Genomic DNA, 12,683 nt, shown 5'->3' on the forward strand with positions numbered 1-12,683 from the left:
GGACAGGAGTCAGTCATGCAACCGTGCCCCAATAGCGTCAAACCCGGAATCCGGCCTTTAGGCCACCTGCAGCACCCTCGTGAAGTCATTCGCCAGTTCACCCCCAACTGGTTCGCCGCCACCATGGGCACCGGTGTCCTGGCGCTGGCCCTGGCCCAGTTGCCGGTCGAAGTCCCGGGCCAGCGCGCCTTCGCCGAAGGCTTGTGGCTGTTCAATATCCTGCTGTTCACCGTGTTCAGCCTGCTCTACGGCGCGCGTTGGGTATTGTTCTTCCATGAGGCGCGGCGGATTTTCGGGCATTCCACGGTCTCGATGTTCTTCGGCACCATTCCCATGGGGCTGGCGACCATCATCAACGGTTTCCTGCTGTTCGGCGTGCCACGCTGGGGCGACAGCGCGGTGCAGGTCGCCGAAGTGCTGTGGTGGATCGACGTGGCCATGTCCCTGGCCTGCGGCGTGCTGATTCCCTACCTGATGTTCACCCGCCAGGAGCACAGCATTGACCAGATGACGGCGGTCTGGCTGTTGCCGGTGGTGGCCGCGGAAGTGGCGGCGGCCAGCGGTGGCCTGCTGGCGCCGCACCTGCTCGATACCCCTATGCAGTTCAACGTGTTGATCACCAGCTATGTGCTCTGGGCGTTCTCGGTGCCGGTGGCGTTCAGCATCCTGGTGATCCTGCTGTTGCGCATGGTCTTGCACAAGTTGCCCCATGAAAACATGGCGGCCTCGAGCTGGCTGGCGCTAGGCCCGATCGGGACCGGAGCCTTGGGCATGCTGGTGCTGGGCGCGGACTCGCCGGCGATTTTCGCCGCCAACGGTTTCGCTGGCATCGGTGAAATCGCCAGCGGGCTGGGCCTGGTCGCCGGGATCATCCTCTGGGGTTTCGGCCTGTGGTGGATGCTGATGGCGGTGTTGATCACCCTGCGTTACCTGCGCCGGGGCATCCCGTTCAATCTCGGCTGGTGGGGCTACACCTTCCCTCTGGGCGTCTACTCCCTGGCCACCTTGAAATTGGGCAGCACCTTGCACCTGGGCTTTTTCAGTGGTTTCGGCCTGGTGCTGGTGGCGTTACTGGCGGTGCTCTGGCTGATTGTCGGCGCGCGGACCCTGCGCGGTGCCTACAAAGGCGAGCTTTTTGTTTCGCCTTGCCTGGCAGGAATAGCGAAATAGTTGCCTGATTTTAGGTAAGGTTGTGGCCCGGGGGTGGTGATCCGCCTTCCAACAAGAAAGCCGCTCTCGGCGCCACTCAGGTACAGGGAAGATGAGTCACCCCTCACAGTTCAGCCTGCTGCGTACACGGCGTTTCCTGCCGTTCTTCGTCACGCAGTCCCTCGGTGCGTTCAACGACAATCTGTTCAAGCAGTCGTTGATCCTTGCCATCCTCTACAAGCTGGCCCTTACGGGTGATCGCGGCATCTGGGTCAACCTCTGTGCCTTGCTGTTCATCCTGCCGTTCTTCCTGTTCTCGGCCCTGGCCGGCCAGTTCGGCGAAAAGTTCGCCAAGGACGCGCTGATCCGGGTGATCAAGCTGGGTGAAATCGTGATCATGGCGGTGGGTGCCGTGGGCTTTGTGTTCGATCACCTGTCGTTGATGCTGCTGACGCTGTTCGCCATGGGCACCCACTCGGCGCTGTTCGGCCCGGTCAAATACTCGATTCTGCCCCAGGCCCTGGCTGAAGACGAGCTGGTGGGTGGTAACGGCCTGGTGGAAATGGGCACCTTCCTGGCGATCCTGGCGGGGACCATCGGTGCCGGGGTGATGATGTCTTCGGCGCACTACGCGCCTATCGTCTCCAGCGCCATTGTGCTGGTGGCGGTGCTCGGCTATCTGGCCAGCCGCAGCATTCCGCGGGCGGCGGCGGCGAGCCCGCAACTGCGTTTGAACTGGAATATCTTCAGCCAGTCCTGGGCCACCTTGCGCCTGGGTTTGGGGCAGACGCCCGCCGTGTCGCGCTCGATTGTCGGCAACTCCTGGTTCTGGTTCGTCGGGGCGATCTACCTGACGCAGATCCCGGCGTACGCCAAGGAGTGGTTGTACGGCGATGAAACCGTGGTGACGCTGATCCTCACGGTGTTCTCGGTGGGGATTGCCGCCGGCTCCATGCTCTGCGAGCGCTTGTCAGGGCGCAAGGTGGAAATCGGCCTGGTGCCTTTCGGCTCGTTCGGCCTGACGCTGTTCGGCCTGTTGTTGTGGTGGCATTCGGGCAATCTGCCGCAGAACGTGCAGGCCAACGACTGGCTGGCGATCCTCGGTTATCACCAGGCCTGGTGGGTGCTGGTGGATATCCTCGGGCTGGGGGTGTTCGGCGGTTTCTACATCGTGCCGCTGTATGCCCTGATCCAGTCGCGGACCGCCGAGAACGAGCGGGCCCGGGTGATTGCCGCCAACAACATCCTCAACGCGCTGTTCATGGTGGTCTCGGCGATTGTCTCGATCCTGCTGTTGAGTGTGGCGAAGCTGTCGATCCCCGAGTTGTTCCTGGTGGTGTCGGTGATGAATATCGCGGTCAACACCTATATCTTCAAGATCGTGCCCGAGTTCAGCATGCGTTTCATGATCTGGCTGCTCAGCCATTCCATGTACCGCGTCGAGCACCGCAACCTGGACTTGATCCCCGATGAGGGGGCGGCCTTGCTGGTCTGCAACCATGTGTCGTTTGTCGATGCGTTGCTGATCGGCGGCGCGGTGCGGCGGCCGATTCGCTTCGTGATGTATTACAAGATCTACCGCTTGCCGGTGCTCAACTTTATCTTCCGCACGGCCGGGGCTATTCCGATTGCCGGGCGCAGCGAAGACCTGGAGATCTATGAGCGCGCATTCCGCAAGATCGCCGAGTACCTGAAGGAAGGGGAGTTGGTGTGCATCTTCCCTGAGGGCAAGCTGACCACCGACGGTGAGATCAACGAGTTCAAGGGCGGCATGACCCGCGTGCTGGAGGAGACCCCGGTGCCGGTGATTCCGCTGGCGTTGCAAGGCTTGTGGGGCAGTTTCTTCAGCCGTGATCCGGCCAAGGGCTTGTTCCGCCGGTTGTGGTCGCGGGTGACCCTGGTGGCGGGGACGCCGGTCGGGGCCGAGGTGGCGGTGCCGGAGCAATTGCGTGAACAGGTGTTGCAATTGCGCGGAATGGTGCACCGATAGAGCGTTGCGTGTTCAGCCATTACTCATGGTTGAACACGGTTTTTGTTGATACCGCCTTGACCTTTCCCTCTACTACGGCCAACACCGTCCTGTAGGAGCCTGGCTTGCCAGCGAAGAGGCCCGTGAGATCGCAAAGCTTCGCGGGCAAGCCAGGCTCCTACAGGACGGTGTTGGTCGTAGTGGCAAGTCGAGGCTCAAGATAGTTGGGTGAGTGTAGGGTCGAACAGGATGTCAGGCCGCCGAAACCTTCAGGCCGATCAACCCGGCAATGATCAAGCCCACGCTCGCCAAGCGGAACAACGCCATGGACTCACCGAACAGGATGATCCCGGCGATCACCGTGCCCACCGCGCCGACACCGGTCCAGATCGCATAGGCGGTGCCCAGCGGCAATTCCTTCATGGCAAGGCCCAGCAGACCGAGGCTGACAGCCATGGCCGTGACGGTGAGCGCGGTGGGGAGCGGGCGGCTGAAACCGTCGGTGTACTTGAGGCCAACGGCCCAGCCGACTTCGAACAGTCCGGCGAAAAACAGAATGATCCAGGACATGAAAACCTCCATCTATGGATGGGGTCGTCCCCGTATGGTTACTGCGCGCAAGCCGCAAGGTCGTCCCTGCGCTGCGCACTATAGTGCCCATTCCTGTCCGGTGGATCAAGTTTCCTTCAGTTCAGGGCGCTGTCAGCCGCCTGTGCGCGGTCCTGTTTTTCGCTCATACGGCTGAACCAGGTGGAGAGCAGGGCCCCGGAAATATTGTGCCAGACACTGAACAACGCGCTGGGCACCGCCGCCAGCGGCGAGAAGTGTGCGCTGGCCAGGGCGGCGCCGAGGCCCGAGTTCTGCATGCCGACTTCCAGCGCCAGGGATTTGCGCTGGGCCAGCGGCAGCTTGAACAGGCGACCGGTGAAGTACCCCAGCAGGTAGCCGAAGCTGTTGTGCAGCATCACCACGGCCATGATCAGCAGGCCGGACTCGGCGATTTTCGCCTGGCTGGCGGCGACCACGGCGGCGACGATGATCACGATGCTCACCACCGACACCAGCGGCAGGACTTCTACTGCGTGGCGGACTCGCTCACCCAGCAGGCGTTGGGCGACGACGCCGAGCACAATCGGCAGCAGCACCACCTGCAGGATCGACCAGAACAGCTCGCTGAACTGCACCGGCAACCAGGCCGAGGCCAGCAGCCAGATCAGCGCGGGGGTCAGCAGCGGGGCGAGCAGGGTGGTGACGGCGGCGATGGCCACCGACAGCGCGAGGTCGCCGCGGGCCAGCCAGGTCATGACATTGGAAGAGGTGCCGCTGGGGCAGCAGCCGACCAGGATCACCCCGACGGCGATTTCCGCCGGCAGCTGGAAGGCCCGGCAGAGCAGCCAGGCGACGCCGGGCATGATAATAAAGTGGGCGATCACGCCCAGGGCCACGCGCCAAGGATGGCGGGCGACTTCGGCGAAATCGTCGAGTTTGAGGGTCAGGCCCATGCCGAACATCACCAGGCCGAGCAGCGGCACGATGGCGAATTTCAGGGCGATGAACCAGGTGGGTTGCAGGAACGCCAGCACGGCGAAAATCAACACCCAGTAGGCGAAGGTATTGCCGACGAAGCGGCTGAGTGTGGCCAGTGCGCGCATGGGGGGTTCCTTGTTATGGGGGGGCGGATCAAGCAGGCGTTGTGGGAGAGGAGCTTAACCACGAAGCTTGTGGTGGCCTCAATGGCCTTCCGGTAAGTCCGGCTCCCAGGATCTCTGTGTTGAACCGAGAGTCTGCACACGGTGGAGTACCTGTGGGAGCGGAGCTTGCCCGCGAATGCTGGCGACCGGGTCTGTCTGGCACACTGAGTCATCGTTCTTCGCGGGCAAGCTCCGCTCCCACAGGCGTTCGCCCGTTGTTACGGCGTGATCAGATACCCTGCGGCATTTCCTCGCCACCCAGGGCCTCGAACAACTGCGGCAGGAACTCGCCGAAGGTCAGCATCATCAGGGTGAAGCTGGCATCCAACTGGCCCAGGGCTTCTTCGCCGCCGTCCTGTTCGGCCTGGTCTTGCAGCAGGTCTTCGAACTTCAGGCGCTTGACCACCATCTTGTCGTCGAGCACGAAGGACAGCTTGTCCTGCCAGGCCAGGGACAACTGGGTCACCACCTTGCCGGTGCTCAGGTGCAGCTGGATTTCCTCGCCGGTCAGGTCCTGGCGCTTGCAGCGCACAATGCCGCCGTCTTCATGGGTATCACGCAGCTCGCATTCGTCGAGGACGAAGAAGTGCTCCGCGGTCACCTGGGTCTTCACCCAGTCGGTCATGATCGCGCTTGGCGCGGTTTTCACCGTCAACGGACGCACCGGCAGGGTGCCGAGTACTTCACGCAGGGTCGACAGCAGGTCCTCGGCGCGTTTTGGGCTGGCCGAGTTGACCAGGATCAGGCCCTGTTTCGGCGCAATCGCGGCAAAGGTCGACGAACGACGGATAAAGGCACGCGGCAGGAACGCCTGGATGATTTCATCCTTGAGCTGGTCACGCTCCTTCTTGTAGACCTTGCGCATCTGTTCGGCTTCGATCTCCTCGACCTTTTCCTTCAGTGCATCGCGCACCACGCTACCCGGCAGGATACGTTCTTCCTTGCGCGCGGCCACCAGCAGGAAGTCGCCGCTGACATGCACCAGCGGGGCGTCTTCGCCTTTGCCGAAGGGCGCGACGAAACCGTAAGTGGTCAACTCCTGGCTTGCACAGGGGCGGGCCGGTTTGCTCGCCAGTGCGGTCTCCAGCGCCTCGGCATCAAAAGGCAGATCTTGGGTCAGGCGGTAGATCAGCAGGTTCTTGAACCACATGGGGTGCATCTCTCCTTTATACAAAGGAGGGCATTATTCTCTTCGTGGGCCCATAGGCCAACCCTCTGCTAAGTCTTTGGAAGGCCTGAGAAAAATATTAAAAAAAGTGCTTGCCAGAGTGGGGAGTGCTCCGTAGAATGCGCGCCACACCGAAAGCGAAGGGTGATTAGCTCAGCCGGGAGAGCATCTGCCTTACAAGCAGAGGGTCGGCGGTTCGATCCCGTCATCACCCACCATTCGATATCAGTGTTACGCGCAGCGGTAGTTCAGTCGGTTAGAATACCGGCCTGTCACGCCGGGGGTCGCGGGTTCGAGTCCCGTCCGCTGCGCCATATTCGATGATCTGGACCACTGAACGCCAGGTCATCACAGAAAGCCCGCCTTGTGCGGGCTTTTTTGTTTTCCGAATCCCCTTCGGATCCCAGCGCCCGCCGCGGTTTTCAAATACCCATTCAAGCAGGCCTCAGTTCTCAATTCCCCAGCGATCAACGTTGCGCCGTTCCCAGGCCGGCATTCCCGACTCCGTTGTTTGGATATCCCGCAGGATTGGTTTCTTCCTTCCTCAATGATGTTGTACGATAACGTAACACTTCGCTTCATCAGTCTATAACACCAATAAAAAGCGTTTGGAGACCTGCCTGTGATTATTCGCAGTATCGAGATCATCCGCCTGGGCATCCCCTTCTCCGCGGGTACCCCTGAGCGCAAGAACCTCGGGCCGGCCAAGGACGACGATGCCTTCAATGCCGCATCGCCCCGACATCGGCGTATGGAAAGCCTGATGCTCAAGGTCACCACCGATACCGGCCTGAGCGGTTGGGGCGAGGCTTTTGGCCATGGTTCCAATCCGGTGACCTTCAAGGCGCTGACTGAAGTGGTGGCGCCCATGTTCATCGGCACCGCGCTGGCCGACCGCGCCCGGACCCTGGACGCCGCACGCCGCGCCCTGCATGGTTTCGGCTCCACCGGCCCCATGGTCTATGCCTTGTCCGGTATCGATATCGCCTTGTGGGACCTGGCCGCACAAGTGGCGGGCCAGCCGTTGTACCAGCTGTTGGGCGGCACGCCGCGCGAGCTTGAGTTGTACGCCAGCCTGGTCAGTTATGGTGGCGATCCAGACGAAGTATTTGCCCAGGTCAAACGCGCCCGCCAGCAGGGCTTTCGCAAGATCAAGCTACATGAAACCACCTATCCGGCCATCGCGGCGGCCCGTGCGGCGCTGCCGGTGTTGGTCGGCGAGTTGATGGTCGATGTCAATTGCCCCTGGACCGTTGCCCGGGCGTGCGACATGGCTGAACAGTTGCACGAGCTTGACCTCGGTTGGCTGGAAGAACCCGTCTGGCCGCCCGACGATATCAATGGTCTGGCCCAGGTGCGTCGTCATGGCGTGGCGATTTCCGCGGGTGAAAACGCAGCGGGGGTGAACGGTATTCGCGCCCTGGTCGAGCAGGGTGCGGTCGATATCCTGCAGCCCAGTGTCGCCAAGGTCGGGGGCATCAGCGCGATGCTGGAGGTTTTCGCCATTGCCCGTGAGCACGCTGTCCGCGTCGTGCCCCATTGCTTCTACTTCGGCCCCGGGTTACTCGCCGTCGCCCATCTGTTGACGCTGTTGCCGGCGGACGTGGCACTGGAAGTCCCCTTCATCGAGTTCGAGCGCCTGCTGTATCCCGAACTCGCCTTCAAGCCCCGCATGAGCCTGCCCGATGTGCCGGGCCTGGGCTTTGTGCCCGACGTCGAGGTATTGCGGACCTATTGCACGGACCATGCGCTGATCAGCTGAGTCACCACAGGCTGTCACGCTCTAAAAATAATAAACAAAGGCCATAAAAAAATGAAAGGCAACTACCGCTGGAGAATCGCCGGGCTGCTGTTTTTTGCCGGCATGCTCAACTACCTGGACCGCGCCGCACTGTCGGTGGTGGCGCCGCTGTTGAAAACCGAACTGCACATCGACGATGCCCAGATGGGTTTTATCTTCAGCAGCTTTTTCATCGGTTACTGCGCCCTGTGTTTTGTCGGCGGTTGGGCTGCCGATACCTATGGCCCGAAAAAGGTCTTTGCCTGGGCGGCGGGTATCTGGTCGCTGTTTTGCGGATTGACCGCGATCATTACCGGGTACGTCCACCTGCTGATTTTCCGGGTGTTGTTCGGCATGGGCGAGGGGCCGATGGGCACCACCACCAACAAGGCGATCACCCACTGGTTTCCCCGGGAAGAGGCCGGGCGGGCGTTGGGCTTCACCAACTGCGGTCAGCCCCTGGGCGCGGCCGTGGCCGGACCGATCGTCGGCCTGGTGGCGCTGAATTACGGCTGGCGGGTGTCGTTTGTGGTGATCGCCTTGCTGGGTGCGCTGTGGCTGGTGGCCTGGTTGTTGATCTTCAAGGACACGCCCGAGCAGCACCCGAAGGTATCCGAGGTCGAGCGCGAGTTGATTCGTGTCAGTCGTGCCGAGGTGTTGGTCGAAGGTGTGCAGGAGGGCCGCAGCCTGGTCAGCTACATTTTTTCCGCCCCGGTGCTGGCGGTTGCGACCGCGTTTTTCTGCTTCAACTATGTGCTGTATTTCTTCCTGACCTGGCTGCCCAGCTACCTGATGGACTTTCAGCACCTGGACATCAAGAGCATGAGCATCATCGCCGTGATCCCCTGGCTGGGAGCGGCGGTGGGCTTTCTGGGCGGTGGTTTTGTCACCGATGCATTGGCCAGGAAGCTGGGCAATGTGATCCTGGCACGCAAGTGCGTGCTGATCGTCGGCCTTGGGGTCGCGGCCAGTTGCGTGATGATCACCACCCAGGTGTCGTCGTTGAGCATGGCGGTGGCCTGCATCACGGTGTCGAGTATTTTCCTGTTCGTCACACCGCAGATCTGCTGGGGGCTGATTCAGGACATCGTGCCGAAGAATCGTGTCGGCGGTACCGGCGGTTTCGTGCATTTGCTGGCCAACCTCGCCGGCATTATCGCGCCGTCGCTGACCGGCCTGGTGGTGCAATACGGCGGTGGCTACAACGTTGCGTTCGTGATCGCCGCCGGGGTCTGCGGGTTGGGTATGCTGGTGGTCATCCTGGCGGTACGTGGGCATGCCCCGGCTGCTGAAAACCAGCGCACCAGCCCTTCGGTCGCATTGAAATAAGTTATTGGAGGCCAGGGCCGGCGGGGAGGCTGGCCGCTGGTTTTCGCTTCTCTATACCCGGTTTTTCTCGTTCTGGGCTTCGAGAAATCGAGGTGCTGAAAAAAGATTATCTAAATCAGTGCGTTATGGATTTTTTGTGGCATAATGCGCCCGCACCGAAACGAAAGGGTGATTAGCTCAGCTGGGAGAGCATCTGCCTTACAAGCAGAGGGTCGGCGGTTCGATCCCGTCATCACCCACCATTTCGCTTCAACGCTACGCGCAGCGGTAGTTCAGTCGGTTAGAATACCGGCCTGTCACGCCGGGGGTCGCGGGTTCGAGTCCCGTCCGCTGCGCCATCTTCAAATGATCTGGACCGCTGAACGCCAGGTCATCACGCAAAAGCCCGCCTTGTGCGGGCTTTTTGTCGTCTGGGGTTTATTCAGCCGTGCCCGTGATGGCGGTGGTGAATCTCACATCGCTATCGCCAGCAAGCCGGCTCCCACAGTGGTCCGCGTCGAACACAAATCTGCGGGGCGACAAAAATCCTGTGGGAGCCGGCTTGCCGGCGATGGCGCCCGGGTGGACGCCACAAGGCTCAGGCTTCGATACTATTGCTCGGCATTACGGCTGTGCCGGTAATCGCTCACCGCGTCATACACCGCCTTGCGCAACCGGTTGATCCCACCAATCGGCCGGTGCGCCTCCAACCCGTGCCAGGGGCTGAACGACTGGTTGTCACAGGCGATATTCTGTTCCAGCGTATCGAAGTCCTGGGCCGGAATCCGAATCCGCGCCACCGTCTGGAACGACGCGTCGCTCTCCTTCCATTCAATGCTGGTGTCTTCGATCGGCATATACAGATGCGCATTCTGCCGCTGGATCTGCAGGACGAAGCAGGCCGGGACGCGGTCTGTGGATAACTGTTGGGTCAGGGCGCTGCGCAGGAAGTTCGGCAGGTCCTCATTCTGTTTCGGCAAGGTATATTCCGGGCAACTCTGCGGGTCAGGGGCCACGCGGAACTTGGCGTTGTCATTGCCGAACTTGTACGGCGAAACCGAAAAATAGGTGGTCTGGGTCGGACTGATCGGCGCCGGTGCCAAGGTCGCCAGGGCGATAAACAGATGGCGCACCTGCCAGGTGCTCGGGTTCCAGCTCGGGAAAAACGCCAGAACCTGCTTGCCGTCCGCCTGGGCGCCGATGTTCTGCTGGTACTCGGCGACATCGCTGACAAAGAAGTTCGGATGACTGAACATCACGAAGTCCTGCTCATTGCGCCCCTGTTGCCCTGGCAGCAGTTGCTTGCCCGGAACATCGAGCAACTTCAGCGCCATGCCCCGGGCGTCACGAATACTGTCGAACTGCGGATAAGCGTTGCCATTGGACAGGCGTATCAGCGCCTGCCAGGTCTTGCCCGGTTCGGCAAACACACCCTGGCGCAGCTCGCTGCTCAGATCACTCGGCACCTGGACCTCGGCCTTCACGCAGCCGTGGGCCTTGGCATGGGCATCACGCAGGTAGCGGGTGCCCTCGCGGTGCTGGTCGACGATGCGCACAGCGGTCTGGATGATGTTCTGGGTCATGGCCGATTCGCCGGGCGGAATCTGCTCTTCGGCGGACACCGGGCCGCTATGGCGCCAGGCGTACCAGCCGCTGGCCAGGGCCCAGCCGACCAGCCCGAGGCCGATCAGGATCAGCAGGCTCTTGCCCAGAAAGGCGCCGAGGCGCAGCCAGAGTCGGGTCAGCATGTAGACATCCTTTTAACGTGAACGCGAAGGGGAGGGGTCATGGCAGTTGCGCCTCCAGCGGGCCGCCGAGGACTTTCAGGTATTCGAGCAGGGCCCAGCGTTCCTCGGGCTGCAGCAAACGACCGATCACGCCGTTACCACGCTTGCCGGCACGGAATTCGTGGCCACTGTTGTGGTTGCCGCTGATCCGGGTGTCATACAGGAAGCCATTGGGGAAGGCTTCCTGGCGATAACCGAGATGACGCGGATCGTACTCGAAGGTGCCGCGATAGAAGCTGCCGGCGCGCTCGTCCTGGGGCGAGAGCAGTTGATACAGCGAAGGCACCGAGCCGTTATGCAGGAACGGCGGGGTGGCCCATACGCCGGCCAGCGGCCGGGCCTTGTAGGCGCGTTGTTCGAGCACGCCGATAGGCAGGCCGAAGCCGTCCATGGCCGGGCGTTCTTCCGGCGTGACCTTGGCCTCGCGATAGGCACGCTCTTCGACGAAGGCAGTGACGTAGGCCAGGCCCTTGGCCACCGACAACTGCGTCATGTCCAGCGGCGCCTCGGGTGTAGGGTGCAGTTGCACCGGCAGTTTCGCCAGCTCGGCCAGGTTCCATTGCAGTGAACTCAGGTCGTAGCGATTGTCGGCGATATTGTTGGCGGTGTTCGGGTCGGTGCCGATCGCCGCGACCGGGATGGAAATCAGGTGCTTCACCGGGCGACCGTTTTCCTCGGTCACCGGGGGCACATGGCAGCCGGCGCAGTTTTCCGCGAACAGCCCGCGGCCCTTGGCGGCCAGCGGCAGGTCGACCTTGCCGAACAGGTCCTCCGGCCAGTGCGGCGGTTGCAGGTGCTTGAGGGTTTCCTCGATCCGTTGCAGGTCACGCACGCGCACGCCGGAAGGGTAGCGGTCGGCGCCTTGCAAGGGCTGGCCGTTGGCGTCGAAGAAATTCAGGGTCGCGCCAACCCCCAGCGCCTCACCAATATTACGTGCCATGGGTTGCTGAGCTGAAGCCGTCCACTGCACCCAATCAAAGGTCCAGATATCCCAGAGCTGTGGGTAATCCACGGGAGCGTTGGCGACGCGATAGTTCTTCTCTGAGATGGCATCGCCGAAGCTGGCATTGGCGATGCGCCCGAAGGCATCGGTACGGCCGGGGCCTTCCTGGGTCGGATAGAGCCCGCGATGGGTATCGTTCCAGGCCGTCTTCAGGAAGATGTCCAGCGACTGCTTGAAGTCGGTGCGCAACTGGTCGTACTGGGCGTCATAGTTATCGCCCAGGACCTTGTGGGCAAAACGCTTGAACTTCCACGGGTTGTAATAGGTGGCGGCGAGGCTCGCGACCATGGCCTGGCCGAAGCTGCCGCCACGTACCGTCGGTACGCTGGAAGGCAGCACATGCTGGGCCGAGCCGCCGTCGATCCGCAACGCCTGGCCGTTATAGCGCAGTTCGCCGGTATGGCAGGCGGCACAGGTGATATCCAGATACTGCTCGTTGCTGCCGGGATTCTGATGGCGGGCGAAACCCACCGGCAGATTACCGGGGTTGTTGGTGCTGGCCTTGCGCTTGGGATCAATCAGAAAGCCGAACCGCGCCAGATACGCCGGTTCCGCAAAGCGCTGTTCGGAAAACGGCAGCTCCAGGGCGGTGAACCAGTCATAACGCAGGCCTTTGACCTGGGTTCCCTGGGGGGTGTAGTAATAGGTCTGGCGGTCGGCCTCGCTCCATTGCTCCAGATAACGCACTTGGGCCGGTACGTAAGTCGGTAATTTCGGATTGACGACGTAGTACAAGATCACCGCGATGCCGAGGCAAAGCAGGAGAAACGCTGCCAGTAATACACGGTAAAAAATGCGCAAGATCAGCATCCTTGTCGAGTTGTTTCC

9 protein-coding genes and 4 tRNA genes are annotated in these 12,683 nt (G+C 61.6%); 8 read left to right on the forward strand and 5 right to left on the reverse strand.

The features are described from left to right. Positions 1-15 precede the first annotated feature (15 nt). Positions 16-1,170 (forward strand): TDT family transporter, encoded by a 1,155-nt coding sequence (locus M5B42_RS29415; protein WP_248747788.1) that lies wholly within the window; start codon positions 16-18, stop codon positions 1,168-1,170. Positions 1,171-1,261: 91 nt separating this feature from the next. Next, entirely contained in the window at positions 1,262-3,139 is a 1,878-nt protein-coding gene (locus tag M5B42_RS29420) for an MFS transporter (protein ID WP_248747789.1), read from the forward strand. 231 nt (positions 3,140-3,370) lie between these two features. Here the strand turns inward: M5B42_RS29420 and sugE are convergent, their stop codons facing one another. The 3 genes from sugE to rdgC form a co-directional block, all read right to left on the reverse strand. Beyond that, on the reverse strand, positions 3,371-3,688 hold the full coding sequence (gene sugE / locus M5B42_RS29425) for a quaternary ammonium compound efflux SMR transporter SugE (RefSeq protein WP_248747790.1): 318 nt from the start codon (positions 3,686-3,688) through the stop codon (positions 3,371-3,373). A 116-nt stretch (positions 3,689-3,804) separates the two neighbouring features. Next, entirely contained in the window at positions 3,805-4,770 is a 966-nt protein-coding gene (locus M5B42_RS29430; RefSeq protein ID WP_248747791.1) for a bile acid:sodium symporter family protein, read from the reverse strand. A 268-nt stretch (positions 4,771-5,038) separates the two neighbouring features. Then, the gene (gene rdgC / locus M5B42_RS29435; protein WP_103499789.1) at positions 5,039-5,959 is read right to left on the reverse strand and encodes a recombination-associated protein RdgC; all 921 of its coding nucleotides are present in this window, start codon (positions 5,957-5,959) and stop codon (positions 5,039-5,041) included. A gap of 160 nt (positions 5,960-6,119) precedes the next feature. Here rdgC and M5B42_RS29440 point away from each other — a divergent pair. The 6 genes from M5B42_RS29440 to M5B42_RS29465 all read left to right on the forward strand — a co-directional run bounded on the left by M5B42_RS29440 (position 6,120) and on the right by M5B42_RS29465 (position 9,424). Next, positions 6,120-6,195, forward strand: a tRNA-Val gene (locus tag M5B42_RS29440). 19 nt (positions 6,196-6,214) lie between these two features. Next, positions 6,215-6,291, forward strand: a tRNA-Asp gene (locus M5B42_RS29445). A 308-nt stretch (positions 6,292-6,599) separates the two neighbouring features. Beyond that, positions 6,600-7,739 (forward strand): mandelate racemase/muconate lactonizing enzyme family protein, encoded by a 1,140-nt coding sequence (locus M5B42_RS29450; RefSeq protein WP_103499838.1) that lies wholly within the window; start codon positions 6,600-6,602, stop codon positions 7,737-7,739. Between the two features lie 51 nt (positions 7,740-7,790). Next, a complete protein-coding gene (locus tag M5B42_RS29455) occupies positions 7,791-9,086 on the forward strand; it encodes an MFS transporter (protein ID WP_248747792.1) in 1,296 nt (431 codons plus the stop codon). Between the two features lie 166 nt (positions 9,087-9,252). After that, positions 9,253-9,328, forward strand: a tRNA-Val gene (locus M5B42_RS29460). Between the two features lie 19 nt (positions 9,329-9,347). Continuing rightward, positions 9,348-9,424 (forward strand) — tRNA-Asp (locus M5B42_RS29465). Positions 9,425-9,676: 252 nt separating this feature from the next. Here the strand turns inward: M5B42_RS29465 and M5B42_RS29470 are convergent. Continuing rightward, positions 9,677-10,813 carry a catalase family protein gene (locus M5B42_RS29470; protein ID WP_248747793.1) on the reverse strand — a complete coding sequence of 379 codons (1,137 nt, stop codon included), beginning with the start codon at positions 10,811-10,813 and terminating at the stop codon, positions 9,677-9,679. Between the two features lie 37 nt (positions 10,814-10,850). Continuing rightward, a complete protein-coding gene (locus tag M5B42_RS29475) occupies positions 10,851-12,656 on the reverse strand; it encodes a di-heme-cytochrome C peroxidase (protein ID WP_248747794.1) in 1,806 nt (601 codons plus the stop codon). Between the last annotated feature and the right edge of the window lie 27 nt (positions 12,657-12,683).

Origin of the sequence: Pseudomonas sp. MWU12-2037 (assembly GCF_023242345.1) — a bacterium.
In the GTDB taxonomy this organism is placed as follows: domain Bacteria; phylum Pseudomonadota; class Gammaproteobacteria; order Pseudomonadales; family Pseudomonadaceae; genus Aquipseudomonas; species Aquipseudomonas gingeri_D.

Bases quoted from the DNA above. Each gene is read 5' to 3' on its own strand.
- M5B42_RS29455 (WP_248747792.1), top strand. From the start codon at position 7,791: ATGAAAGGCAACTACCGCTGGAGAATCGCCGGGCTGCTGTTTTTTGCC.
- rdgC (WP_103499789.1), bottom strand. From the start codon at position 5,959: ATGTGGTTCAAGAACCTGCTGATCTACCGCCTGACCCAAGATCTGCCT.
- M5B42_RS29430 (WP_248747791.1), bottom strand. From the start codon at position 4,770: ATGCGCGCACTGGCCACACTCAGCCGCTTCGTCGGCAATACCTTCGCC.
- sugE (WP_248747790.1), bottom strand. From the start codon at position 3,688: ATGTCCTGGATCATTCTGTTTTTCGCCGGACTGTTCGAAGTCGGCTGG.
- M5B42_RS29415 (WP_248747788.1), top strand. From the start codon at position 16: ATGCAACCGTGCCCCAATAGCGTCAAACCCGGAATCCGGCCTTTAGGC.
- M5B42_RS29420 (WP_248747789.1), top strand. From the start codon at position 1,262: ATGAGTCACCCCTCACAGTTCAGCCTGCTGCGTACACGGCGTTTCCTG.
- M5B42_RS29470 (WP_248747793.1), bottom strand. From the start codon at position 10,813: ATGCTGACCCGACTCTGGCTGCGCCTCGGCGCCTTTCTGGGCAAGAGC.